This is a genomic window from Sinomonas sp. ASV322 (assembly GCF_030908245.1).
Classification (GTDB): Bacteria; Actinomycetota; Actinomycetes; order Actinomycetales; family Micrococcaceae; genus Sinomonas.
Genome location: NZ_JAVFJJ010000012.1, coordinates 103,240 through 126,174, shown reverse-complemented (window position 1 = coordinate 126,174; position 22,935 = coordinate 103,240). Strand labels below are relative to the sequence as shown.

The window sequence follows — 22,935 nt, the reverse complement described above, 5'->3', positions numbered from 1 at the left end:
GCAGAGTCCCCTGCCCGGCCTATCCGACATGCGTGGGAGGCCCCGGTGTTCATTGAGCGTACGAGTGTTGGGCTGGATGTGCACGCCCGTTCGGTTGCCGCGGCGGCGATCGACGGCGTGACCGGCGAGCTGGTGCAGGCCAGGCTTGCCCCGTCGGAGCAGGCGATCAGGTCATGGCTGGCCTGCTTGCCAGGCCCGGTCGCCGTGGTCTATGAGGCCGGCCCGACGGGGTTCGGGCTTTGGCGGGCCTTGACCTCACGGGGGGTCAGGTGCGTGGTTGCGGCCCCGTCCCGGCTCCAGCGCCCGTCGGGGGACCGGGTGAAGACCGATGCCCGGGACGCGGTGCACCTGGCGAGGCTGCTGCGCCTGGACGAGGTCACCCCGGTGGCGGTCCCGACCGTGGAGCAGGAGTCCGCGCGTGACCTGGTGCGGGCGCGGGAGGACTGCCGCGGGGACCTGATGCGGGCCCGGCACCGGCTCTCGAAGCTGCTGCTGCGGCACGGGATCGTCTACGACGGAGGCGATGCCTGGACCGGGGCCCATGACACGTGGCTGCGCAGGGACGCGGCCCCGGCGCTGGGCTCGAGGGCGACCCGGATGGCGTTCGACTCCGACTACGAGGCCGTGCTGACGGTCAAAGCCCGCCGCGACCGGCTCGACCGCGCGATCGAGGAGCTCGCTGCGGGCAGCGAGTTCGCCCCGGCCGTACACCGCCTGGGCTGCCTGCGCGGGGTCAGCACGCTGACCGGGTTCGCCCTCGCGGTAGAGATCGGAGACTGGCACCGGTTCACCGGGGCCACCATCGGCTCCTTCGTCGGGCTGACCCCGTCCGAGCATTCCTCGGGCGCGTCCCGGGCGCAGGGGCCGATCACCAAGACCGGCAACGCCCACGTCCGCCGCCTCCTGGTCGAGGCCGCCTGGCACCACCGTGCCCGCTACGCGGTCGGGAAGACCCTTCGGGACCGGTGGGAGCTCGCCCCGGCCGCGGCACGGGCCCGCGGCGACGAGGGCAACCAGCGCCTGCACGCCCGGTGGGTGCGGTTCCTCGAGCGGCGCAAGCGCCCGACCGTGGCCAACGTCGCCGTCGCCCGCGAGCTGGCCGGCTGGTGCTGGTCCCTGGCAGTCATGGACGACGACTGACTCCCGAAGGCCGCTTCGCCACGGCGCAAGGTGCCGGCGGCAGCGCGTGGAGCCACCCGCGGCGCAACTATGAACAGACCCCCTCCTGGGGCCAACGTTCGCTCCTAGACACGCGGACCGACTCCAGCCGAACCACCGCCCTGCGGTAGCCAACCCGCGCATATCAGCCTGACCGCGCGTCGCCCAACGACACGCTCGCCGGCGCCCGCCACGCGAAGCACAGAGGCGCCGCCAGGACTCCCTCCCGGCGGCGCCTCGCCATGCCCACTTGACAGCGGACTACTCCATATCAGCTGCGGCCGTCGAAGAGGCTCGTGACCGAGCCGTCGTCGAAGACCTCGTGGATCGCGCGCGCGATGAGCGGCGCGATCGAGAGGACGGTGAGCGAGTCGAAGCGCTTGTCCGCGGCAATGGGGAGCGTGTTGGTCACGACAACCTCTCGCGCACCGGACTCGGCGAGACGGCGCGGCGCGGGGTCCGAGAACACCGCGTGCGTCGCGGCGATGATGACGGAGCGGGCCCCCGCGTTCTTGAGCACCTGGACCGCGCCTGCGATCGTGCCCCCGGTGTCGATCATGTCGTCGATGAGCACGCAGTCGCGGCCCTCGATCTGGCCGACGACCTGCTTGGAGACGGCCTGGTTCGGCACGGTCACGTCGCGCGTCTTGTGCACGAACGCGAGCGGCGCGCCGCCGAGTCGCTCGGCCCACTGCTCGGCCACGCGGACGCGCCCGGTGTCCGGGGAAACCACGGTGACCTTGTTGAGGTCCACGCGCGTGCGCACGTAGTCGGCGAGCAGCGGGATGGCCATGAGGTGGTCCACCGGCCCATCGAAGAAGCCCTGGATCTGCGCCGTGTGCAGGTCCACGCTCATGAGGCGGTGCGCGCCCGCGGTCTTGTAGAGGTCCGCCATGAGGCGGGCCGAGATGGGCTCGCGGCCGCGGTGCTTCTTGTCCTGGCGGGCGTAGGGGTAGAACGGCGAGACGACCGTGATCCGCTTCGCGCTCGCGCGCTTGAGCGAGTCGATCATGATGAGCTGCTCCATGATCCACTCGTTGATCGGAGCCGGGTGAGCCTGGATCACGAACGCGTCGGCGCCGCGGACGCTGTCCTCGAACCGCACGTAGATCTCGCCGTTCGCGAAGTCGTAGGCCGACGTCGGCAGGAGCTCGGTGCCGAGCTCCTTGGCGATCTCCAGCGCGAGCTCGGGATGGGCCCGGCCTGACGCAACGACGAGGCGCTTCTCGCCGTGGGCCGTGATCTCGGTCATCTACTTGCCTTCTTCTGTTGAGGGGGTGCTGGCGGTCTGGGAAAGCTTCTCATGCGCGGCCCGGGCCGCGAGGGCCGACGGCGATCCGGGCCGCTTCGCCTCCGTCCAGCCTTCCGCGTTGCGCTGGGGGGCGACGCTCAGCGCGAGCGCGCCGGCGGGAACGTCCTTGCGCACGACGGCGCCCGCACCCGTGTACGCCCCGTCGCCGACGGTGACCGGGGCGACGAAGACCGTGTTCGACGACGTCCGCACGTGGGCACCGATCACGGTGCGGTGCTTGTTGACGCCGTCGTAGTTCGCCGTGATGTTGCCGCAGCCGATGTTCGTGCCCTCGCCGACCTCGGCGTCGCCGACGTAGCCGAGATGGGAGAGCTTCGCGCCGCGCCCGATCTGCGCGTTCTTGGTCTCGTAGAACGCGCCGATCTTGCCGTCGGCGCCGAGCACGGTGCCCGCGCGCAGGTAGGTGAACGGGCCGACGGTCGCGCCGGGCCCGATCTCGGCCTTCGTGCCCTCGGTCCGCCGCACATGCGCCCCCTCGCCGACCACGACGTCGGTGAGCGTCGTGTCCGGGCCGACGACGGCGTCGCGCCCGATCAGCGTGGCGCCGTGGAGTTGCGTGTTGGGCTTGATCGTGACGTCCTCGGCGAGCCGGACCGTGCCGTCGATCCACGTGGTCGCGGGGTCGATGACGGTCACGCCCGCGCGCATCCACGCCTCGACAATCCGGCGGTTGAGCTCGGCGGCGAGGGCCTGCAGCTGGACTCGGTCGTTCGCGCCCTCGACCTGCCAGCGGTCCTCGGTCACGAGCGCGGCGACGCGGCCGCCCGCCTCGCGCGCGAGCTCGAGGACATCGGTGAGGTACTTCTCGCCCTGGGCGTTGTCCGTCGTGACGCGGCGCAGCGCGTCGGCGAGGACCCGCGCGTCGAACGCGTAGATGCCGGAATTGACCTCGCGGACCTCGCGCTCGTCGTCGTTCGCGTCCTTGTGCTCGCGGATCGCGGCGACGGCGCCCTCGTCGTCCCGCAGGATGCGCCCGTAGCCGTGGGCATCCTCGAGGACCGCGGTGAGCACGGTGACGGCGTTGCCGTCCGCCTCGTGTCGCGTGACGAGCTCGCGGAGCAGGCCGGTGCTCAGAAGCGGGACGTCGCCGTACGTCACGACGACGGTCCCCGTGAGGGCGGCCCGCGCCGCGAGCGCGTCAAGTGCGACCTCGACGGCGCGGCCCGTCCCGGGGATCTCGTCCTGGTCGACGATGAGCGCGGTGGGGTCGAGCGCGGCGATGTGCGAGGCGACGCGGTCGCGCTCGTGGCGCACGACGACGGCGAGCTGCTCGGGGTCAAGGCCCCGCGCCGCGGCGAGCGCGTGGGCGACCATGGAACGGCCGCCCAGCTCGTGAAGGATCTTGGGGGTGCGGGACTTCATGCGCGTCCCGGCGCCTGCCGCGAGGACGACGACGGCGGCCGGCCGAGCCGCGATGGGCGCGCCTTCTGCCTGTGGAGCCTCCGGGCGGTGGGCCGACGTGCGCTGTCCGGGGTTCTCCGCATTCACTGTCGCTGGCTCTCCTGGTCGTCGCGTCCGTGGCGCGCAGGAACTCGTTCCCGCACGCTCGGCCATTCTATCCACGTGGTTCGACCGACGCCGCTGGCTGCTGCGCGGGTCGATCCCCGCCGTTCCGCCCCTAGGATTCGAACCTAGACTGCACGGCTCCAAAGGCCGGCGTGCTGCCATTACACCAGGGCGGACCGTGCCGGACGAGCCGCCGGGCATCCCCGGCGCAGCGCGCGGCACAATCCTCCATTCTGCCATGCCCTGACCTCGCAGATCTCACACGCGGTCGCGGGCCGAGCCCGGCATGCGCTCGGGCGCCGCCTAGTATGGTCCGGTGAGCCAACCGAGCATCGATCGCGCCGCCCCGAGGACCCGCATGACGGGGCCCGAACGGCGTCGGCAGCTCATCGACATCGGGCGGCGGCTCTTTGCGGCCAAAGGCGTCGACGGCGCCACGATCGAGGAGATCGCTTCCGCAGCCGGCGTGACCAAGCCCGTGATCTACGAGCATTTCGGCTCCAAGGAGGGCCTCTACCGCATCGTCGTCGAAGAGGAATCCGAGCTCCTGGTCCGCGCGATCACCGGCTCGCTCGCCGTGGACGCGAAGCCGCGTGTGCTCGTCGAGCGTGCGGCGATGGCCCTCCTGACCTACGTCGAGGAGCGCAGCGAGGGCTTCCGGATCCTCGTGCGGGACGCGCCCCCGGGACAGCGGACCGGCGCCCTCTCGTCGATCCTTTCCCGCATCACGGCGCGCGTCGAGCACATCCTCGCGGACGAATTCGCGGCGCGGGGCTTCAGCGCGGGCGACGGCGCGATGTACGCGCAGATGCTCGTCGGCATGGTCGCGATGACCGGCCAGTGGTGGCTCGACGCACGGTCGCCCGACAAGCAGACCGTCGCCGCCCATCTGGTGAACCTCGCGTGGAACGGGCTCACGGGCCTCCAGAAGGAGCCCGCCCTCGTGGACGCCGCGGACCGCACGTAACCCGTCCCATCCGCGTACTGGAAGGGACGGGCAGGGACGCGCTCAGACCTCGCCCTGCGGCCCCGGCTCGCTCTCGTGCGAGACCTCGTACGCGCGTTCCTCGCGCCGCTCGATACGCCCCTTGCGGACGCGCCAGACGACGAACGCGATCGCGGCGATGACGAGGACGACGGCCGCGATGTCGCGCCCCGCCGCCTTCGCGACAACCTCGTAGGAGGCACCCGCAAGGTACCCGAGCAGCGTGAAGCCCGCGCCCCACACGAGCCCGCCGAGCGCGTTGTACAGGACGAACCTTCGGTACGGCATGAGCGAGGCACCCGCGAGCGCGGGCATCATGGCGCGGAAGAACGCGACGAACCGCCCGAGGAAGACCGCCCAGCCGCCGCGCCTGCGCAGGAAGGCCTGGGCGTCCTCGAGCTTCTTGCGGTGCCGGTCGAAGATTCGGAACCCCAAGAGCCGGGGGCCGAGGTGCTTGCCGATCTCGTAGCCGACCGTGTCGCCGATGATCGCGGCGATCACGACGATCGGGACCATGAGCCAGATGAACGGGCCATCGTGATGGCCCTGGCTCGCCATGACGCCGCCGAGGACGGCCGCCGTCTCCCCGGGGATCACGAACCCGACGAAGATGGCATCCTCGGCGAAGACGAACGCGAAGACGAGTACGTACGCCAGAAGGGGCGGGACGCTCAGGATCGCATCGACGAAGGCGCTCATCCTGCCGATGCTAGCCGCGCTGTCTGGGTGCTTCCAGAGAACTGCTGGGAATCCTCCGCGCGAGAGCCGTGAATTCCCATGGCCTGAGCTGAAGGCCGCGCGCATCTCGGTAGTTGCCGAGGATCCGCTCGGCCTCGACCCAGGACGGGTCGACGTCGGCGCGGACGTCGCGGCCGGTGAAGTTGCCGAGCACGAGCAGCTCGGTGTCCTCGTGGCGCCGAATGTAGGCGTAGACCTCCTCGTCGTCGGGCAGGAGCATCGTGAAGTCGCCGTGGGCGATGACTGGCAGCTCGTGGCGGAGCCGGATGAGGCGTCGGTAGAACGCGAAGACGGAGTCGTCCCGCCCGAGCTGATCCGCGGCGTTGATCTCGGTGTAGTTGGGGTTCACGCCGATCCACGGGTCGCCCGCGGTGAAGCCGGCGTTCGGGCCCGCGTCCCACTGGACGGGGGTGCGGGCGTTGTCCCGGTTGAGCGGGGCGATCGAGGCGAGGACGACGGCGGGGTCCTCCCCGAGCACTTCGGTCGCCTCGCGGAAGTGGTTGAGGACCTCGATGTCGCGGTAGTCGCCGATCCCGGCGAAGGGCATGTTCGTCATGCCGAGCTCCTCGCCCTGGTAGACGTACGGCGTGCCTCGGTGCAGGTGGAGCACCCCGGCGAGCATCTTGGCCGAGAGCTCGCGGTACTCAGGGCTCTCGTTGCCGAAGCGCGAGACGACTCGGGGCTGATCGTGGTTGTTCCAGTACAGGCTGTTCCACCCGCGCTCGGCGAGCCCGTCCTGCCAGCGGCCCAGCGATGCCTTCAGGTCGGTCAGGCGCAGCTTCGTGGGCTGCCACTTGGTGCCGCGGTGGTCGAGGTGGACGTGCTCGAACTGGAACACCATGTCCACCTCGGCCCGCGCCGGGTCGGTGAAGAGCACGGCCTCCTCGACCGTGACCCCCGGCATCTCCCCGACGGTGAGGAACGCGCCATCGCGGCCCGCGAACACCGCCCGGTGCATCTCCTGGAGAAACTCGTGGATGCGCGGCCCGCACGTGTAGGAGGGCCTGCCGTTCCCGAAGAGATGGCCTTCGACGACGGCGCCGTCCGGTAGCGCCGTGTCCTTCGAGATGAGGTTGATGACGTCCATGCGGAAGCCGTCCACGCCCCGGTCGAGCCACCAATTCATCATCGAGTACACGGCCTCGCGGACCTCGCGGTTCTCCCAGTTCAGGTCCGGCTGCTTCCTCGAGAACAGGTGGAGGTAATACTCGCCGCTCGCCTCGTCGTATTCCCACGTCGACCCGGAGAAGAAGGACTCCCAGTTCGTCGGCTCCGCTCCCGGCGTCCCGGGCTCGAACCCCGGCCGTGCAGGGCGCCACCAGTACCAATCGCGCTTGGGCGAATCCTTCGACGCGCGGGACTCGACGAACCAGGGGTGCTCGTCGGAGGTGTGGTTGACCACGAGGTCCATGACGAGCTTCATGCCCCGCGCGTGCAGGCCCTCGATGAGCTCGTCGAGGTCCGCGAGCGTTCCGAACGCCGGGTCGATGTCCCGGTAGTCGCTGATGTCGTAGCCGTTGTCGTCGTGCGGCGAGCGGTACACGGGCGAGAGCCAGAGGACGTCGACGCCGAGGTGCTCGAGGTAGTCGAGCTTGCCGATGACGCCCCGGAGGTCTCCCACGCCGTCGTCGTTCGAATCGGCGAAGCTGCGCGGATACACCTGATACACGACCGCGCTGCGGAACCATTCCGTGTCCGGGGCGGCGATCGGGAGCTGGGCGGCGTTCTGGGTCGACACGACGGAACCTCCGAAGCTTGGGAAAGCGGCGGGCGCACCGGCGATGGCGCCGGTCGATGTAGCCGGAAATAATTTTGTGCTTGACGCACAGATATCGTCAAGTCCAGACTTTGACCATGCCCACAGACGCTCTCGAGTACTCGTCGACGATGTTCGAGGTCCCGGCCCTCAAGGACCCCCACCGGTCCGGGCTGTTCTCCCTCGTGCTGCGACACGCTCCGATCTCGCGAGGCGATCTCGCCCGGCTGGCCTCGCTCGATCAGTCGACCGTCACCCGCACCCTGCGGCCGCTCGTCGACAACGGCTACCTCAGGGAAACCCCGACCGCGCCCAGCGGCCGGGGTCGCCCACAGCGCGTCATCGAGGTCGTCCCCGAGCGGCACTGCGCCGTGGGAATCAAGATCGGGCCACGGCTCATCACCGGCGTCGTGACCGATCTGGGCGCCAACGTCATCGCCCGAGCGGAGGAATCCGAGACGTCTCTCGAGCCCCACAAGGTGCTCGCAGCGACGAGCGACCTCGCGGCCCGCCTGCTCGACGCCGTCCCCGGATCACGGGAGAGAACGCTCGGAGTCGGGATCGGCGTCGGAGGAATCGTCGACCCGACGACGGGGGTCTGCCGCTTCTCCCCCGTCCTCGGCTGGCACGAGGTCGAGGTGGCCGGGCCGTTGGCCGAGAAGGTCGGCCTCCCTGTCACGGTCCACAACGACGTCAACGCCCTGGCCATTGCCGAGCAGCTGTTCGGCGACGGACGGAGTGCCCGGAACTTCGCCGTGGCGACCATCGGGCCTGGCATCGGGCTCGGCCTGGTCGTCGAGGGCGTGCCGTACGGCGGCACGCGGGGCTTGGCCGGGGAACTCGGCCACATCCCGCTCGTCGCCGACGGTCCCGCCTGCCGGTGCGGCCGCAGAGGCTGCCTGGAGGCGCTTGCGGGCGACGCGGCGATCGCGGCAGCGGCGGGCGTGGACGACGTCGATGCGGCCCTTGAGGCGGCCCGCACCGGACACGGCGCCCGGGCCGAGCGGGCCCGCCGCGCCTTCGCGGCGGCTGGGGCGTGGATCGGCCGCGGGCTCGCGATCATCGCCAACCTCACGGCACCCGAGCTCATCGTCCTCACCGGAGAGGGGGCGGCGGCCTACGACCTCCTCGGCGAGTCCCTCGTCGCGGCCTTCGAAGAGCATGCGTTCGGCGGCAGGGAATTCGTCCCGCGGCTCAAGGTCAACCCCAGCGACGCCGATATCTGGGCCCGTGGCGCGGCATGCCTCGCGATCCAACAGGCGCTTGGCTGAACCAGCACCCACCCCACGACGCATCCCCCGACACAGCATTCCTGACTCAGCATCCCTGCAGAAGAGGCCACCATGGCACTTGCCCTCGCCCTCGCGGAAGCGACCGACCTTCACGGAGTCGCGTTCCGCGCCGAACGCTTCAAGAGCGTCATCGCCCATCAGCTCGCGGCCGCGGAAGAGGCCGGGACCCTGCCGGCCTGGGAGTACTCGGCAACCGACGCCGAGGCCGATTCGGACGTCGCCCGCGCGTCGAGCCTCCTCATGCTCGCCCTTCCGGGCGCCGTCCTCGGATGCCACACCGAGCCGTCCTGCGAGCGCGATGGCACGACTCCCCGCATCGAGGGCGAGTCGCTCGCGTTCTACCGCTCGGCACTCACGTGGCGCACGGAACTGCAGACGTTTCCCGAGCTCGACTGGGAGGAGACCGCCGACCCGCGCGTGCTGCACTTCAGCCGTCCACACGGCTGGCATTCCGTGACCAACTTCGGCTCCGAGCCGGTCAGGCTCCCGGAGGGGATCGTCGTCGTCACGAGCCGCCCAACCCCGGACGGCATCCTCGCCCCCGCGACGACTGCCTGGCTCCTCCGCTGGGTCGACTGAGCCCGCCTACTCGCCAGTGTGTTGGCGCTGCACGGTCGCGCCGTCGGTCACGTGCACCATGCGCCGGCCGTGGCCGCCGTCCTCGCGGACCCACAGCACGGAGCCGTCGGGCGCGACGTCCTCGACGATCCCGGCCAGATTCAGGCCGTGCGGCCCGTCGACAACGATCGCCTCGCCACGTTCGATCCGTGCAAACTCGATGCTGCTCGTGCCCATGGTGTTCCCCTCACGCCCGCCGTCCCCTTGCCAAGCGAGGCCAGCCTATGGGGCGTGAGGGAACTGGGGTCGACGGCGGGGTGAACGCTCCGTGCCGCGTAGGCTGACCGGCCGTTGGCGGCTCGGCCGATGCCGCGCCGCGTGTTTCGGGATGCACACGCCAGACCAGTGTGTGCTATGTTGACGTTGCATACATCTCGGAGTCTGAGACCGATAGAGGGCCGCTCATGTCGACGCCATCGCGTGACACGTACCATCACGGGCATCTTCGCGCTGCATTGATCGATGCGGCGATGGAGATGCTCGAGAGCGGCGAGCCGTTCTCGTTGCGTGCTGTCGCCCGGCAGGCGAACGTGTCTCAGACCGCCCCGTATCGACACTTCGCGGATCGCGAGGCGCTCGAGTCGGCGTTGGCGGTGCGTGGGTTCCGCGACCTGCGCGGCGAGCTCTCGCTGACCGGCGGCCCTGCCGCCTCCGAGGGCGAACTCGTGGAATTCGGGGTCGCGTACGTCGCGTTCGCGCTGCGCCGCCCGGCCTTGTTCCGGTTGATGTTCGGGCAGGAGTGCGACGATCAGAACGACGAGCGGGTGCTCGCAGCGCGAGAGCTGCGGGATCTGCTCGCGGACTCACTGCAGCGGCTCTACCCGGGCACGGATCACGAGGCGCTAGCCGAGGCGCTGTGGGCGCTCGTGCACGGGCTCGCATTCCTGCACCTTGACGGCAAGCTGCCTGTGGCAACGAGCGAAGATGTTGCGGCCCGGGTGCGGGCGGCGTTCGGATCGCTGCGCACCCTCGGAGTTTCGCCCGCGGTCTGACGGCCACGTCGGCGCGCCGACATCGGCAGATTCCCGAGCCGCGTCGACTCCGGACCTTTCGACGCCCCGAGGCACAGCCCCGAGCTGGTCAGTGCGTCCCGGCGTCGAGCTTGTCGCGCAGCGCGCGCATCGTGCGCCTGTTCTCCCATCGTGTCGCAACCACGACGAGCGGATGCCCCCACGCGAGCAGCCCCCGCGTGGTGATCTGGCCGGTCCTTGACACCCTGGCACCGCTCTCGGTCGGCGCGGCCTCATAGCGGATCACGAACGACATAGTCCGGGCTCGGTTGGCCTGACGAAACTCGATCAGCCGCCCCGCTTCGAGCCGGGTCACCTCGCCGCGCACCGCGCCGACCACGGTGTGGTCCGCGTAGGTGTCGCCGACGACGGCGACTCGCGGCACTGCGCCGCTCGTACCGCGATAGACCGGTGAGCGGGCCAGCCAGGAGCCCCAGCCTTGGAGATCGCGCAGCGCGGCGATCGCCTCCTCGGCGCTGGAGCGAGTCGTGATGGTCACGGTAGAGGTGCTGGTCGGCATGGTCGCTCCCTTTCCTTGTCTTCTCAGGATGCCTGACGGGCAGCGAGCCAGGTGCTGTAGCGGCGGCGGGCGCGATGCAGGCGCAGCTGGTCGAAGCCGAGGGCGAGCCTCGGGCTGACGCCGGGGCGCGTGGTCCGGCCGCTTCCGAGGCGACGGAGCTGGTAGCGGATGCGGGACATGCTGGCGGCCGACGCGATGGCCTTGTCTTCGATGGCGACAGGCGCGAGGGCGACCTTGGCGTCGGCGTCATGGTGCCACCGGTTCGGGAGTTCGGGGTCGACCGCGAGCGCCGAGCCCATGCCGACGAGGGCGATCCCGCCGTCGAGGACTTCCTGGGCGATGGGGCGGCGGGTGATCCCGCCGGTGAGCATGAGCGGCAGCGGGCTGGTCTTCGCGAGGTCTTCGGCGAGGGTGAGGAAGTACGCCTCGCGCACCTTCGTGCGGGAGTCCTTGGCCAGCCCGGTCATGGCTGGCGCCTCATAGCTGCCGCCGGAGAGCTCGACGAGGTCGACGCCAAGGGGGGCGAGCATGCGGATCACCTCGGCGGCGTCGTCGGCTTCGAACCCGCCACGCTGGAAGTCGGCGGAGTTCAGCTTCACGGCGACCGCGAAGGCCGGTCCCACGGCGGCGCGGACGGCCCGGGCGACGTCGAGCAGCAGGCGGGCCCGGTTCTCCAGCGATCCGCCCCACCGGTCGGTGCGCTGGTTGGCGAGCGGGGAGAGGAACTGGGAGAGCAGGTAGCCGTGCGCGGCGTGGATTTCGACCCCATCGAATCCGGCCTCCTCGGCGCGGCGGGCAGTGGTCGCGAATCGCTCCATGGTCTCGGCGATCTGCGCGGGGGTCATCGCGACCGGGTCCGCCCAGATTCCCCGTGTCCTGCCGGTGTCCACCTTGATCGCCGAGGGACCCCACGCGACGCCGGGGAGGTCGGCGCGCACCTGACGGCCGGGGTGGTTGATCTGCATCCACGCCTTCGCACCGCCGCCCTTCGCCGCCGTCGCCCACTCCCGGAACGGCTCGAGTGGCGAGTGGGCGTCGAGGACTACGCCGGCGGGGCCGGTCATCGCGGCGTCGTGGACCATGACGTTCCCGGTGATCAGCAGTCCCGCGCCACCCTGGCTCCATCGCCGGTAAAGCGTGAACAGGGCGTCGCCGGGGAGCTGGCCAGCCGCGGCCATGTTCTCCTCCATCGCGGCCTTGGCGATCCGGTTCGGGATCGTCGCGCCGCTGGCAAGCGTGAGCGGGGTGAACAGCGGAGAGGACACGGGGGCTCCTTGGAAGCGTAAGTTGACGTTGCTTACATCTCGACCGTAAGCGATGATGTATTCATTGTCAACATGAATCGAGGCATCGAGGAGTGGTCGACGGCGATCCCCGCGAGGATTGTTGACAGTGCGCACATCGGGTCCTATCCTCGACAATGTAAGCACTGAACACATAGTGCGAGGGAAAGGCCGCCGGGTGAGCACATCAGCGAAGAACGGACAGACGGCGGGTGTGGGCGAGACGCTGTCGCCGAACTTCTACCACCAGACCAACGTGCTCGCGACCGGCACCGCCCGCTTCCCGACGTTCTCCATGCCCCACAATTGACCTACGCGACGCTTGGGATCACCATCATGTCCACCACGCCCACCGGAACCCCGGCCTCCGAACACTCGGCGCCCGAAACCCCCGCGCCTGAAACCCCCGCGCCCGAAACCCCCGCGCCTGAAACCCCCGCGCCCGAAACCCCTGTGTCAGGCCCCCGCGCCTCGCGTGCCCCGTCGCCTGCGCCCGGCCTCTCGCTGCCGCCCGCGCTGACCCCGCGGCTGCGGCAGCGCCTCACCTCCCTGGTCGTCGCGAGCCCCGACGCGGCCCACGCGACCACGACCGCGCCGTACTCGGGCGCCGAGCTCGCCTCGTTCCCGGTGTCCACCCCGGGCGACGTCGACCGGGCGTTCGGCACCGCCCGCACCGCGCAGGCCCACTGGGCCGGCCTTCCCGGGGCGGAGCGGTCGCGGATCCTGCTGCGCTTCCACGACCTGCTCCTGAACCGGCAGGACGAGGTGCTCGACCTCATGCAGGCCGAGAACGGAAAGACCCGCCGCGACGCGTTCCTCGAGGTCACCGACATCGCGATGACGGCCCGCTACTACGCCCGCACCGCGCCGGGCCTGCTCGCCCCGAAGCGGCGCGCGGGCGCATTCCCGATCCTCACCCACACCACGGAGCTCAGACACCCGAAGGGCGTCGTCGCGGTCATCTCGCCGTGGAACTATCCGCTGAGCATGGCAGCGGGAGACGCAATCGCCGCCCTCATGGCGGGGAATGCGGTCGTGCAGAAGCCCGACACGCAGGCCGGCCTCACCGCGCTGTGGGCCGCGGATCTGATGCGCGAAGCCGGACTCCCGGCGGGGCTGTGGCAGATCGTGATCGGCCCGGGCAGCAGCATCGGCGGGGCGCTCATGCAGAACGCCGACTACGTCATGTTCACGGGGTCGACGGCGACCGGCCGGCAGATCGCCCGCGACGCCGGGGAGCGGCTAATCGGCGCGTCGCTGGAGCTCGGCGGCAAGAACGCCATGCTCGTGCTCGACGACGCCGACCTCGACCGTGCCGTGGACGGGGCGATCACCGCGTGCTTCCCGTCCGCCGGGCAGCTGTGCGTGTCCATCGAGCGCCTCTATGTCGCCGACGCCGTGTACGAGCAGTTCGTCTCCGCGTTCGCCGCCCGCACCCGCGGGCTCTCCATCGGCGCCGCGTACGACTACAGCAAGGACGTCGGCAGCCTCACCACCCCGTCCCAGCTCGAAACCGTCACCGCCCACATCGCGGATGCCGTCGGCAAGGGCGCCCGGGTGCTCGCCGGAGGCCACGCCCGCCCGGACCTGGGTCCGCTGTTCCACGAACCCACGATCCTCGAAGGCGTCACGGACGAGATGACCTTGTTCGGACACGAGACCTTCGGCCCTGTCGTGTCCGTCTACCGCGTGCAGGACGACGACGAGGCGATCGCCCGCGCCAACGCTTCCGTCTACGGCCTCAACGCCTCCGTCTGGTCCCACAGCTCCGCCCGAGGCCGTGCGGTCGCCGCCCGGCTGCATGCAGGAACGGTGAACGTGAACGAGGCGTTCGCCGCTGCCTGGGGCAGCGTCGACGCGCCGATGGGCGGCATGGGCGACTCCGGCCTCGGCCGCCGTCACGGTGCCGACGGCCTGCTCAAATACACCGAGGCGCAGACCGTCGCCCAGCAGCGCCTGCAGGGCTTCGCGCCTCCGCCCGGCATCGTCTGGGACCGCTGGGCGCGGATCCTCACGAGCGCCCTTAGGGCGATGAAGGCCTTCCGCCGCCGCTGACCGCCCCCGTCACAGAACGCCGTCACAGAACCCCTCACGAGAAGGAGCCACTCTCATGACCACCGTGCTCATGGTCCTCAGCGCCGCCGACCGCTGGACGCTCAACGACGGAACCATCCACCCCTCGGGGTTCTGGGCCGAGGAGTTCGTCATCCCCTACGAGACCTTCACGGCCGCCGGGTGGGACGTCACCGTCGCCACCCCGGGCGGGGTCCGTCCCACCGTCGACCGGCTCAGCCTCGGGATCTCCGGCGGCCTGCCCACCACCACCCGCAAACTCGAAGCGAAGCTCGATGGCCTCGCCCGCGTGCTCGACGCCGTCCGCAACCTCTACGAGCTGAACGCCGACGAGTTCGATCTCGTCTTCTACCCCGGCGGGCACGGCCCCATGGAGGACCTCGCCTATGACGCCGTCTCCGGAGCCCTGCTCACCCGCCGGCTCCACGAGGACAAGCCGCTCGCGCTGCTCTGCCACGCCCCCGCCGCGATCCTCGCCGCGACCAACCCGGACGGCAGCAACTCATTCGCCGGACGGAACATGACCGGGCTCTCCAACCGCGAAGAACTCCTGAACCGGTTCGCGAGGAAGGCCCCCTGGCTGCTTGAGGACCGGATGAAGGAGGTCGGCGTGAACTACGACAAGGGGTTCCTGCCGCTGCGCCCCCACACGATCAAGGACCGCAACCTCTACACCGGGCAGAACCCGCAATCCTCGAAAGAGCTCGCCGAGCGGCTCGTGAAGGACCTCGGCTGAGCCTGGGCCACTGGATGCGTCCCTGCCAAGAATCGACTGCTCCGTAGCTGTCGTTACGAGACCTCAAAACGACAGTTACGGAGCAGCGGATGGAGGTGGGGCTGCCAATGATTCGTTGGACTACTCAAGCACCTCGGACGCCTCGAGCCACACGAGCTCAAGCTCCTCCTTCTCGGCAAGGAGCGCCTGAAGCTGCGCGTTGAGCTCGCCGAGGCGTCCGTAGTCCTCGGCGACGCGGGCCATCTCCTGGTGGAGCTTCGCCTCCTGCTCGCCGAGCTTCCCGAGCTGGCGCTCGACCCGGTTGAGGTCCTTGCGAGCTTGGCGCTTCTCGGCCTCGCTCGCGCCGGATCCGGTGGCCCCCCGTACGCCTTCCGCGGCAGCCGACGCCCCGCCGTCGCCCGTTCCGGTGCCCGCCGCGGCCGCCCCCGAAGCGGCGGCGGCTCCCGAGGCGAGCGCCGCTGTCTCCTGCTCCGCACGGAGGCGCAGGTACTGCTCGACTCCGCCGGGCAGCGCCCGCACAGCGCCGTCGCCCAGGAGCGCGAGCTGGTGGTCGGTCACGCGCTCGAGGAGGTAGCGGTCGTGGCTCACGACGACGAGCGTCCCCGGCCACCCGTCGAGCACGTCCTCGACGGCCGCGAGGGTGTCGGTGTCGAGATCGTTCGTGGGCTCGTCGAGCATGAGCACGTTGGGCTCGCCGACAAGCAGCCGGAGGAGCTGGAGGCGGCGCCGCTCGCCGCCCGAGAGCTCGGACACGCGCGTCCACTGCTTCTGGTTCGTGAAGCCGAGCTGCTCGACGAGCTGCCCCGCCGTGAGCTCCTTGCCGCCGACGGCGAACGTCTGCTTCTCCCGCTGGATGACCTCGACGACGCGCAGGTCCGCGACGTCGTCGAGCTCGCGCACGTCCTGGCTCAGGACGGCGGTGACCACGGTCTTGCCGCGCTTGACCCGGCCGGACGTTGGCTCGATATCCCCCGAGAGGAGGCGGAGCAGCGTCGACTTCCCCGCACCGTTGACGCCGACGACGCCGACGCGCTCGCCGGGCGCGAGGCGCAGGGTCACGTTGTCGAGGAGAGGCTTGTACCCCGACGACGCGGGGTCGCCGTACGCGAGCGTCACGCGCTCCAAATCCACGACATCCTTGCCGAGCCGCGCCGTCGCCATCTTGGACAGCGCGACGGCGTCCCGGGGCTCGGGCACGTCGGCGATGAGCGCATTCGCGGCCTCGATGCGGAACTTGGGCTTCGACGTGCGGGCGGGGGCGCCGCGGCGAAGCCACGCAAGCTCCTTCTTCATGAGGTTCTGCCGCTTGGTCTCGACGACGGCGGCCATGCGGTCGCGCTCTGCCCGCGCGAGGACGTACGCGGCGTACCCGCCCTCGAACGGCTCGACGATGCCGTCGTGGACCTCCCACGTGTCGGTGCAGACCTCGTCGAGGAACCAGCGATCGTGGGTCACGACGAGGAACGCGCCCTCGTTCGCCCGCCAGCGGCCCTTGAGGTGCCGCGCGAGCCAGGCGACGCCCTCGACGTCGAGGTGGTTGGTGGGCTCGTCCAGCATGATGACGTCGTGCGGCTCGATGAGGAGCTTCGCGAGGGCCACGCGGCGCCGCTGGCCGCCGGAAAGCGAATTAACCCGGGCGTGCCAGTCGACATCTTCGACGAGGCCCGCCATGATCTCTCGGATGCGAGGATTCGCGGCCCATTCGTAGTCGGCGCGGTCGCCGACGATGGCGCGCCCGACGTCGAGGTCGCCGTCGAGCACGTCGCCCTGGTCGAGGTAGCCGACGTTTAGCCCTCGCCGCCATGTGACCCGGCCGTCGTCGGCCGCGACGCGCTGCGCAAGGAGACGCATGAGCGTCGACTTGCCGTCGCCGTTCCGCCCGACGACACCGATCCGGTCGCCTTCGTTGAGCCCGACGGTCACGCCGTCGAGGACGGTCCGGGTGCCGAAGGAGATGCTGAGGTTCTCGCCGCCGAGCAGATGTGCCAAGGATCGCTTCCGGGTGGGGGGTGGGTGTCTAGACGTGGGTGGGTGTCTAAAGGGTGGGCGGGTGCAAAAGTATCTACAGCAGGGTATCGCTCAGGATCCGCGCGCCGGGAACCGGGCCGTGCACGGCGAGCGCCTCGACGCCCCGGTGCGCGAGCGCGTCGGCAAGCTCCGCCGCGGAATCCGCGTCCTCGGCGAGGAGCGCGACGGTCGGCCCGGAGCCCGAGACGAGCGACGCGAGGGCGCCGTGCGAGTCCCCCCATCCGAGGGTGTCGCGCAGGTCTGGGGCGAGCGAGACCGCGGCCCGCTGGAGGTCGTTGAGGAGCACGTGGCTCAGGGCGTGCGCGTCGCCCGCGCGGACAGCCGAGAGGACGCCGGCCTCGACGTCGGTCGGCTCCTCGGCCTCGATGCCCTCAGCGGCACGGAGCCGGTCCAGCTCGCGGAACACCGCGGGCGTGCTGAGCCCGAAGTCCGCGAGGACGAGTACCCAGTCGAGGCGTTCGGTCGCGAGCGCGGGCGAGAGGCGGTCGCCGACGCCGAGGCCGACGGCGGCGCCTCCTAGGAGCGCGAACGGCACGTCGGCGCCGAGCTCGGCGGCGAGATGTGCGAGCTCGTCGCGCGAGAGCCCGCCGTCCCACAGCGCGTTGCACGCGAGGAGGGCGGCTGCGGCGTCGGCGGATCCCCCGCCCATGCCCCCGGCGACGGGGACGCGCTTCGTGATCTCGAGGTGAACGCCGGTCGGACGTTCGGAGACCTCCGCCATGAGCGCAGCCGCCCGCACCGCGAGGTTGCGCTCGTCGAGGGGAATCTCGAGTTCGTCGATGTCGAGCGTGCTCTCGGGGCTCAGGCTCACCGTGATGCCGGGGGCCTCGGTCGCCGTCGCCCGGACTTCCTCGAAGAGCGAGACCGCGAGGTAGACACTCGCAACGCTGTGATATCCGTCGGGCCGCGGCGGCCCGACGCGGAGCGAGACGTTGACCTTGCCGGGCGCCTTGGCGCGGACCGATCGACGGCCGCTCCCGCTTCCTGAACGCATGTGCCCTAACCTACTAAACGTCTCGGCAATTGTTGGCTTGAGCAGGGTCACGGGACCCGCCACCCTGCTCAAGGCAACAATTCCGCCATGGTCACAGCGCGGCGTGTCGCTGTTCGGCGATGCGCACGAACGCATCGATGCCGAGGGTCTCGCCGCGCGCGCTCGGATTGACGCCTCCTGCGACGAGGATGCGCTCGGCCGCGGGCCCACCTCCCGCCCAGCCGGAGAGCGCGGCCCGGAGCGTCTTGCGGCGCTGGGCGAACGCGGCGTCGATGACGGCGAAGACTTCGGCGCGCGTCGCCGTCGTCTGCGGGGGTTCGCGGCGCTCGAAGGCGACAAGGCCCGAATGGATGCGCGGAGCGGGCCAGAAGACGTTAGTTCCGATGACGCCGGCCTTGCGCATCGTCCCATACCACGCGGCCTTGACGCTCGGAACCCCGTAGATCTTGGAACCGGGATCGGCGGCGAGGCGGTCGGCCACCTCGTCCTGGACCATGACGAGGCCGTGGCGCAGGCTCGGGAAGTGCTCGAGCAGATGGAGCACGACGGGCACCGCGACGTTGTAGGGGAGGTTGGCGACGACGGCGCTCGGCCGGGCGGGGAGGTCGGTCACTTTGAGCGCGTCGGCGAGCACGAGATCGAAACGGCCGACGGCGTCGGGGCGCCAGTGCGCGACCGTCTCCGGAAGCTTGCGCGCCAACGTTGGGTCGATCTCGATCGCGACGACCCGTTCGGCGGCATCGAGTAGCCCGAGGGTGAGCGAGCCGAGGCCGGGCCCGACCTCGAGGACCGTCTCCCCGGCGTCGAGCTTCGCGGCGGCGACGATGCGGCGGATCGTGTTCCCATCGATGACGAAGTTCTGGCCGAGCGTCTTGGTGGGGCGGACGCCGATCTCCTCGGCGAGGGCCCGGATGTCGGCGGCTCCGAGGAGGTGGGCGGGTTCAGTCACCAGAGAATCCTATCCGGAGCGGAGAATCCCGTCCGGGCGGGGCACCAACCCGTTGCGCCGCCACGTCCAGAGGGTCTCAACCCGGCGGACGTGACGGCGCAAGCGGAGGAAAGCCTTACGGACGCGTCAGCGAGACGCCGCCCAGGCGCAGCCCCACGGGGAGAGGCCGGCCTTCGCGTAGTACGTGTTCGCCACGGCGATCTGCTGCTCCCTCGTCGCGAGGGACGCGTTGGGCGCGTACGCCCCGCCGCCGTTCGCCATCCACGACGAAATGTTGAACTGGAGGCCGCCGTAGTAGCCGTTGCCCGTGTTGATGGACCAGTTGCCGCCCGATTCGCACTGGGCGATCTTGTCCCACATGGCCGCGTTCATCACGGCGGGCGCCGCCGCGCCGGTGTTGGCGCCCGGGTCCGGCTGCTTCGTGCCGACGAGGATCTTCTGTGAAACGGGCTGGACCGTGACGTTCTGGGAGGTGAGCGTGCGGCCCGCCTCGTGGCCGTCGACGGTCACGACCTGGTAGGTCTTGACGATCGTTCCGGCGACACCCTGCTGGACGACCTTCGTCTGGCCGACCGGGAGATCCGGGGCGTCGGTCTTCTCCGTGCTGAAGGGGAGGGACTCCGTCACGGTGTCCGCCTTGCCGGCGTCCACGCGTGTCACCTTGAGGACCATGCCGGAGACGACGGGTGCATTGCCCGGGAGCGAGACGTGGTCCTTGTCGGTGAGCGTCAGGCCGAGCTCGTTGAGGAGGTCGGCGACGGTCGGGGCCGCGGTCGTGCGGGTCACCGACTGGCCGTCGACGAGGATCGTGACGTCCTTGGGGGTCGTGATGTTCACGACGCTGCCCACGGGCTCGAGGGACGTCGATCCCGCGAGGGAGACGACGCTGTTGGAGGCGACGCCGAGCTCGTGCACGAGGGCGTCGACGGTCGGGACGGTCGTCTCGACCGTGCGCAGGGCGCCGTCGAGCTTGACCGTGACCTCCTTGGTGCGGTTGACCGTGATAACGGCGCCGCTCGCGACGGCATCCGTGAGCGCGGGCTGGACGGCGTCCGCCGCGTGGACCTCCACATTGGCGCCTCGGACCACCTGGTCGACGGTGGAGGCGAAGGTCGAGATGGTGCTGGTCTTTCCGTCAACGCTGAGCGTGACGGTCTTGGCATTCGCAACGAAGGCGGTCGTGCCCAGCACGAGCGCGCCGACAACGGCGACCTGACCGGCGATCCTGAACGGCTTCACCGTGGCGCTTTCAGCGGAGTATCTGCTCACATGTGCCCTAACCTCGCAGGTCCGGGCACGGGCGGGTCGGACGGGGCACACGGGTGGGCCCGACCCTTCGGCATCGCAGCGTTCAGGGCCTTGTCTCGTCCGTGGGCCTTCCCCGACCCCGGCTGTTGAGTATCGACTGTAATCGAAGCGTTATCAAAACACAAGAAAAAATTACGTTTCCATCACAGCACGGGGCTTTCGGGGCCGCCCGAAGGCCCCGAGGGGCCGCCCTCAGTCCCAGCTTCCGTACGCCGAGACGGTGTTCTCGCCGAGGCGCGTGCACAGCTCGGCGAGGTCCGATCCGAGCACCTCGGCCATGGCGCGGACGGTGTACGGAACCATGTAGCTCGCGTTCGGCCGGCCGCGGAACGGCTGCGGCGTGAGGAACGGCGAATCGGTCTCGACGAGCACCCTAGACGGCTCCGCGATCGCAAGCGCGCGGCGGAGGTTGTCGGCGTTCTTGAACGTGAGCGTGCCCGCGAATGAGAGGAACCAGCCGTTCTCGTTGCAGATGCGTGCCAGCTCCTCGTCGCCCGAGAAGCAGTGGAAGACGACCCGTTCCGGCGCGCCCTCCTCGCGGAGAAGCCGCACGACGTCGTCGTGCGCCTCGCGGTCGTGGATCTGCAGCGTGAGGCCGAGGCGCTTGGCGATGTCGATGTGGCGACGGAACGACTCGCGCTGAATCTCGAGCGCGTCGCCGTGCGTGCGGTAATAGTCGAGCCCCGTCTCCCCGATCGCGCGCACGCGCGGGTGCGCCGCGAGCTCCTCGATCTCGGCGAGCGCCGACTCGAACTCCCCGCGCGCCGCATAGCGCGGCGCGTCGTTGGGGTGGAGGGCGACGGCGCCGAGCAGGCGATCGTCGGCGTCGAGCGCCTCGACGGTAAAGCGCGACGACGGAAGATCGCACCCAACCTGGACCGCCCGGTGCACGCCCACGGCCTCGGCCGCATCCATCGCCTCGCGGACGCCGACCTCGACGAGACCGTCGCGGAAGTTCAGGTGCGTGTGGTTGTCCGCCACGGGAACCGGAAGCGGCTCGGGAGCGGGCGGGTACTCGAGGCGGCGCTTGCGTCCGCTCTCGTCATGCGCTGCCCGCACCTCGCCGGCCACGCCGCGGGGTCCGTCGGCCCCGGCGAGGGGCGCGACGTCGTCGTCCTCGGTCCATCGGTACGCGGCGGGGGGAAGCGAAGCACACATGCCCCCACTCTATGGCGGTTCCGCGGCCGTCAACGCAGGCCTTCCGCGTCATGGATCCCACCCTCGCGCCTCTTGTGAAGCGTGGGCGCCTGCCCGACGTCCGCACCCTAGGCAAGGATCGAGGCTACTCATGGGCGACGTCATCACATCGTGTACCGACTTGGGGATCGGCGAATGGGTCACTGCCGGCCTGCGCGGATGCAGGGTCCGCTTCGCGGGCCGCGTCACGGGCCTGTTCCCCGCTTTGGACCTGTTCTGGGTCCTGGGCGAGGACGGGCTGCGCAGGGCCGTGGACTTCTCCCGCTTCGAGGTCCACCGCGCCGCCGCGCCGTAACCCGTTCCGCGCAATAGGTCACAGGAAGGTCACAGAATCGGTCCGCCCAACTCCGCTCGTTGCGGGTAACGTGGACAGCACACAGGTGTGACCGAAATCTCTCTGGGAGTTTCGGCACCATACGGTCCAAGGGGGACGCATGGACGTGCACCGCACTGGGGTGACCGCGATCACGCCGCTGCGTGCGGGCCCACCGCCCCAGCCCATGCCGCCCACGCGGTTCCGGGCAACGTGCGAGCGGATCCTCGCCTCCGTCGATCGCGTGATCGACGGCAAGGCCGACGCGTCCCGCACGGCCCTCACGGTCCTACTCGCGCAAGGCCACCTCCTCGTCGAAGACGTGCCCGGGGTCGGCAAGACCATGCTCGCGAAGACGCTCGCGCGCACGATCGACTGCTCGGTGAGCCGCATCCAGTTCACCCCCGACCTGCTGCCCAGCGACGTCACGGGCGTATCGATCTACAACCAGGCCACGCGGCAGTTCGAATTCCGGCCCGGCGCCGTCTTCGCGAACATCGTGATCGGCGACGAGATCAACCGTGCCTCGGCCAAGACGCAGTCCGCGCTGCTCGAGTGCATGGAGGAGCACCAGGTCACGGTGGACGGGACGTCGTACGCCATGAGCGAGCCGTTCATGGTCATCGCGACCCAGAACCCGATCGAGATGGAGGGCACCTACCCGCTGCCCGAGGCGCAGCGCGACCGCTTCATGGCCCGCATCTCGATGGGCTACCCGGACGAGGCCGCCGAAGCGCTCATGCTCGAGAGCCATCAGTCCGAATCGCCGCTCCTCTCCGTGCAGCCCGCAGCGGAGGCCTCCGAGGTGCTCGGCATGATCGGGACCGTCAAGTCGGTCTACGTGTCAGACCCGGTGAAGGAGTTCACGGTAGCGCTCGGCCGCGCGACGCGATCGAGCGAGCGGCTCCGGCTCGGGGCCAGCCCCCGCGCGGTCCTTCAGCTCCTGCGGGCCTCGAAGGCCCGCGCCGCACTCGACGGGCGGGACTTCGTGCTGCCCGACGACGTCGCCGCCATGGCGCCTACGGTGCTCACCCACCGCCTCATCCTCGACCGCCGGGCTGCAGGCGCCGGGCTCACGGCGGGCGGCGTGCTCGACGCGATCATTGCCGCCGTCCCCATCCCGTCCGACGGCGCGGCCCGCCTCCGCCGGCAGGACTGA

The 22,935-nt window shown here is 70.3% G+C and carries 22 protein-coding genes and 1 tRNA gene; 10 read left to right on the top strand and 13 right to left on the bottom strand.

The window, feature by feature from the left end:
- The first annotated feature begins 45 nt into the window (after positions 1 to 45).
- Entirely contained in the window at positions 46 to 1,140 is a 1,095-nt protein-coding gene (locus tag RBS12_RS15535; RefSeq protein WP_307964926.1) for an IS110 family transposase, read from the top strand.
- A gap of 289 nt (positions 1,141 to 1,429) precedes the next feature.
- On the opposite strand, the gene RBS12_RS15530 is transcribed toward RBS12_RS15535, so the two are convergent.
- From RBS12_RS15530 to RBS12_RS15520, 3 genes are all read right to left on the bottom strand, one after another.
- On the bottom strand, positions 1,430 to 2,410 hold the full coding sequence (locus RBS12_RS15530) for a ribose-phosphate diphosphokinase (protein WP_307967035.1): 981 nt from the start codon (positions 2,408 to 2,410) through the stop codon (positions 1,430 to 1,432).
- Positions 2,411 to 3,886, bottom strand: a complete 1,476-nt coding sequence (glmU, locus tag RBS12_RS15525; protein ID WP_307967044.1) for a bifunctional UDP-N-acetylglucosamine diphosphorylase/glucosamine-1-phosphate N-acetyltransferase GlmU — start codon at positions 3,884 to 3,886, stop codon at positions 2,411 to 2,413.
- Between the two features lie 194 nt (positions 3,887 to 4,080).
- Positions 4,081 to 4,152: transfer RNA gene (locus RBS12_RS15520), tRNA-Gln, on the bottom strand.
- A gap of 182 nt (positions 4,153 to 4,334) precedes the next feature.
- Here RBS12_RS15520 and RBS12_RS15515 point away from each other — a divergent pair.
- Positions 4,335 to 4,943 carry a TetR/AcrR family transcriptional regulator gene (locus RBS12_RS15515; protein WP_307967043.1) on the top strand — a complete coding sequence of 203 codons (609 nt, stop codon included), beginning with the start codon at positions 4,335 to 4,337 and terminating at the stop codon, positions 4,941 to 4,943.
- Between the two features lie 42 nt (positions 4,944 to 4,985).
- Here the strand turns inward: RBS12_RS15515 and RBS12_RS15510 are convergent, their stop codons facing one another.
- Positions 4,986 to 5,660, bottom strand: coding sequence for a DedA family protein (locus tag RBS12_RS15510; RefSeq protein WP_307967034.1), 675 nt, complete (start codon positions 5,658 to 5,660; stop codon positions 4,986 to 4,988).
- A gap of 10 nt (positions 5,661 to 5,670) precedes the next feature.
- Positions 5,671 to 7,437 (bottom strand): alpha-glucosidase, encoded by a 1,767-nt coding sequence (locus RBS12_RS15505; RefSeq protein ID WP_307967033.1) that lies wholly within the window; start codon positions 7,435 to 7,437, stop codon positions 5,671 to 5,673.
- Between the two features lie 116 nt (positions 7,438 to 7,553).
- On the opposite strand from RBS12_RS15505, the gene RBS12_RS15500 reads away from it, so the two are divergent.
- Positions 7,554 to 8,726, top strand: a complete 1,173-nt coding sequence (locus RBS12_RS15500) for an ROK family transcriptional regulator (RefSeq protein ID WP_307967032.1) — start codon at positions 7,554 to 7,556, stop codon at positions 8,724 to 8,726.
- Positions 8,727 to 8,798: 72 nt separating this feature from the next.
- A complete protein-coding gene (locus RBS12_RS15495; protein ID WP_307967031.1) occupies positions 8,799 to 9,326 on the top strand; it encodes a hypothetical protein in 528 nt (175 codons plus the stop codon).
- A gap of 6 nt (positions 9,327 to 9,332) precedes the next feature.
- On the opposite strand, the gene RBS12_RS15490 is transcribed toward RBS12_RS15495, so the two are convergent.
- Positions 9,333 to 9,542: a hypothetical protein gene (locus tag RBS12_RS15490; RefSeq protein ID WP_307967030.1), complete on the bottom strand. Its 210-nt coding sequence runs from the start codon at positions 9,540 to 9,542 to the stop codon at positions 9,333 to 9,335.
- 227 nt (positions 9,543 to 9,769) lie between these two features.
- Between RBS12_RS15490 and RBS12_RS15485 the strand changes: the two genes are divergently transcribed.
- Positions 9,770 to 10,357, top strand: coding sequence for a TetR/AcrR family transcriptional regulator (locus tag RBS12_RS15485; protein WP_307967029.1), 588 nt, complete (start codon positions 9,770 to 9,772; stop codon positions 10,355 to 10,357).
- A gap of 88 nt (positions 10,358 to 10,445) precedes the next feature.
- On the opposite strand, the gene RBS12_RS15480 is transcribed toward RBS12_RS15485, so the two are convergent.
- Positions 10,446 to 10,895 carry an SRPBCC family protein gene (locus RBS12_RS15480; RefSeq protein ID WP_307967028.1) on the bottom strand — a complete coding sequence of 150 codons (450 nt, stop codon included), beginning with the start codon at positions 10,893 to 10,895 and terminating at the stop codon, positions 10,446 to 10,448.
- Positions 10,896 to 10,918: 23 nt separating this feature from the next.
- Entirely contained in the window at positions 10,919 to 12,160 is a 1,242-nt protein-coding gene (locus tag RBS12_RS15475; protein WP_307967027.1) for an NADH:flavin oxidoreductase/NADH oxidase family protein, read from the bottom strand.
- Between the two features lie 196 nt (positions 12,161 to 12,356).
- Here RBS12_RS15475 and RBS12_RS15470 point away from each other — a divergent pair, with 196 nt between their 5' ends.
- From RBS12_RS15470 to RBS12_RS15460, 3 genes are read left to right on the top strand one after another with little or no spacing between them, the layout of a single operon-like run.
- Positions 12,357 to 12,488 (top strand): hypothetical protein, encoded by a 132-nt coding sequence (locus RBS12_RS15470; protein ID WP_307967026.1) that lies wholly within the window; start codon positions 12,357 to 12,359, stop codon positions 12,486 to 12,488.
- Positions 12,489 to 12,514: 26 nt separating this feature from the next.
- Positions 12,515 to 14,233 (top strand): succinic semialdehyde dehydrogenase, encoded by a 1,719-nt coding sequence (locus RBS12_RS15465; protein WP_307967024.1) that lies wholly within the window; start codon positions 12,515 to 12,517, stop codon positions 14,231 to 14,233.
- Between the two features lie 55 nt (positions 14,234 to 14,288).
- Positions 14,289 to 14,987, top strand: coding sequence for a type 1 glutamine amidotransferase domain-containing protein (locus RBS12_RS15460; RefSeq protein ID WP_307967023.1), 699 nt, complete (start codon positions 14,289 to 14,291; stop codon positions 14,985 to 14,987).
- 120 nt (positions 14,988 to 15,107) lie between these two features.
- Here RBS12_RS15460 and RBS12_RS15455 read toward each other — a convergent pair whose 3' ends face one another.
- The 5 genes from RBS12_RS15455 to RBS12_RS15435 all read right to left on the bottom strand — a co-directional run bounded on the left by RBS12_RS15455 (position 15,108) and on the right by RBS12_RS15435 (position 21,424).
- Positions 15,108 to 16,976, bottom strand: a complete 1,869-nt coding sequence (locus RBS12_RS15455) for an ABC-F family ATP-binding cassette domain-containing protein (RefSeq protein ID WP_307967022.1) — start codon at positions 16,974 to 16,976, stop codon at positions 15,108 to 15,110.
- Between the two features lie 73 nt (positions 16,977 to 17,049).
- Entirely contained in the window at positions 17,050 to 18,009 is a 960-nt protein-coding gene (locus RBS12_RS15450) for a 4-(cytidine 5'-diphospho)-2-C-methyl-D-erythritol kinase (protein WP_307967021.1), read from the bottom strand.
- A gap of 91 nt (positions 18,010 to 18,100) precedes the next feature.
- Complete coding sequence (gene rsmA / locus RBS12_RS15445; RefSeq protein ID WP_307967020.1) at positions 18,101 to 18,958, bottom strand: 16S rRNA (adenine(1518)-N(6)/adenine(1519)-N(6))-dimethyltransferase RsmA; 858 nt, start codon at positions 18,956 to 18,958, stop codon at positions 18,101 to 18,103.
- Positions 18,959 to 19,084: 126 nt separating this feature from the next.
- Entirely contained in the window at positions 19,085 to 20,197 is a 1,113-nt protein-coding gene (locus tag RBS12_RS15440) for a transglycosylase family protein (RefSeq protein WP_307967019.1), read from the bottom strand.
- Between the two features lie 261 nt (positions 20,198 to 20,458).
- A complete protein-coding gene (locus RBS12_RS15435; RefSeq protein WP_307967018.1) occupies positions 20,459 to 21,424 on the bottom strand; it encodes a TatD family hydrolase in 966 nt (321 codons plus the stop codon).
- Positions 21,425 to 21,554: 130 nt separating this feature from the next.
- Here RBS12_RS15435 and RBS12_RS15430 point away from each other — a divergent pair, with 130 nt between their 5' ends.
- Both RBS12_RS15430 and RBS12_RS15425 read left to right on the top strand, forming a co-directional pair.
- Positions 21,555 to 21,758: a hypothetical protein gene (locus tag RBS12_RS15430; protein ID WP_307967017.1), complete on the top strand. Its 204-nt coding sequence runs from the start codon at positions 21,555 to 21,557 to the stop codon at positions 21,756 to 21,758.
- A 139-nt stretch (positions 21,759 to 21,897) separates the two neighbouring features.
- Positions 21,898 to 22,935, top strand: coding sequence for a MoxR family ATPase (locus RBS12_RS15425; RefSeq protein WP_307967016.1), 1,038 nt, complete (start codon positions 21,898 to 21,900; stop codon positions 22,933 to 22,935).

Bases quoted from the DNA above. Each gene is read 5' to 3' on its own strand.
- RBS12_RS15530 (WP_307967035.1), bottom strand. From the start codon at position 2,410: ATGACCGAGATCACGGCCCACGGCGAGAAGCGCCTCGTCGTTGCGTCA.
- RBS12_RS15515 (WP_307967043.1), top strand. From the start codon at position 4,335: ATGACGGGGCCCGAACGGCGTCGGCAGCTCATCGACATCGGGCGGCGG.
- RBS12_RS15510 (WP_307967034.1), bottom strand. From the start codon at position 5,660: ATGAGCGCCTTCGTCGATGCGATCCTGAGCGTCCCGCCCCTTCTGGCG.
- RBS12_RS15500 (WP_307967032.1), top strand. From the start codon at position 7,554: ATGCCCACAGACGCTCTCGAGTACTCGTCGACGATGTTCGAGGTCCCG.
- RBS12_RS15495 (WP_307967031.1), top strand. From the start codon at position 8,799: ATGGCACTTGCCCTCGCCCTCGCGGAAGCGACCGACCTTCACGGAGTC.
- RBS12_RS15490 (WP_307967030.1), bottom strand. From the start codon at position 9,542: ATGGGCACGAGCAGCATCGAGTTTGCACGGATCGAACGTGGCGAGGCG.
- RBS12_RS15485 (WP_307967029.1), top strand. From the start codon at position 9,770: ATGTCGACGCCATCGCGTGACACGTACCATCACGGGCATCTTCGCGCT.
- RBS12_RS15480 (WP_307967028.1), bottom strand. From the start codon at position 10,895: ATGCCGACCAGCACCTCTACCGTGACCATCACGACTCGCTCCAGCGCC.
- RBS12_RS15465 (WP_307967024.1), top strand. From the start codon at position 12,515: ATGTCCACCACGCCCACCGGAACCCCGGCCTCCGAACACTCGGCGCCC.
- RBS12_RS15460 (WP_307967023.1), top strand. From the start codon at position 14,289: ATGACCACCGTGCTCATGGTCCTCAGCGCCGCCGACCGCTGGACGCTC.
- RBS12_RS15450 (WP_307967021.1), bottom strand. From the start codon at position 18,009: ATGCGTTCAGGAAGCGGGAGCGGCCGTCGATCGGTCCGCGCCAAGGCG.
- RBS12_RS15435 (WP_307967018.1), bottom strand. From the start codon at position 21,424: ATGTGTGCTTCGCTTCCCCCCGCCGCGTACCGATGGACCGAGGACGAC.
- RBS12_RS15430 (WP_307967017.1), top strand. From the start codon at position 21,555: ATGGGCGACGTCATCACATCGTGTACCGACTTGGGGATCGGCGAATGG.
- RBS12_RS15425 (WP_307967016.1), top strand. From the start codon at position 21,898: ATGGACGTGCACCGCACTGGGGTGACCGCGATCACGCCGCTGCGTGCG.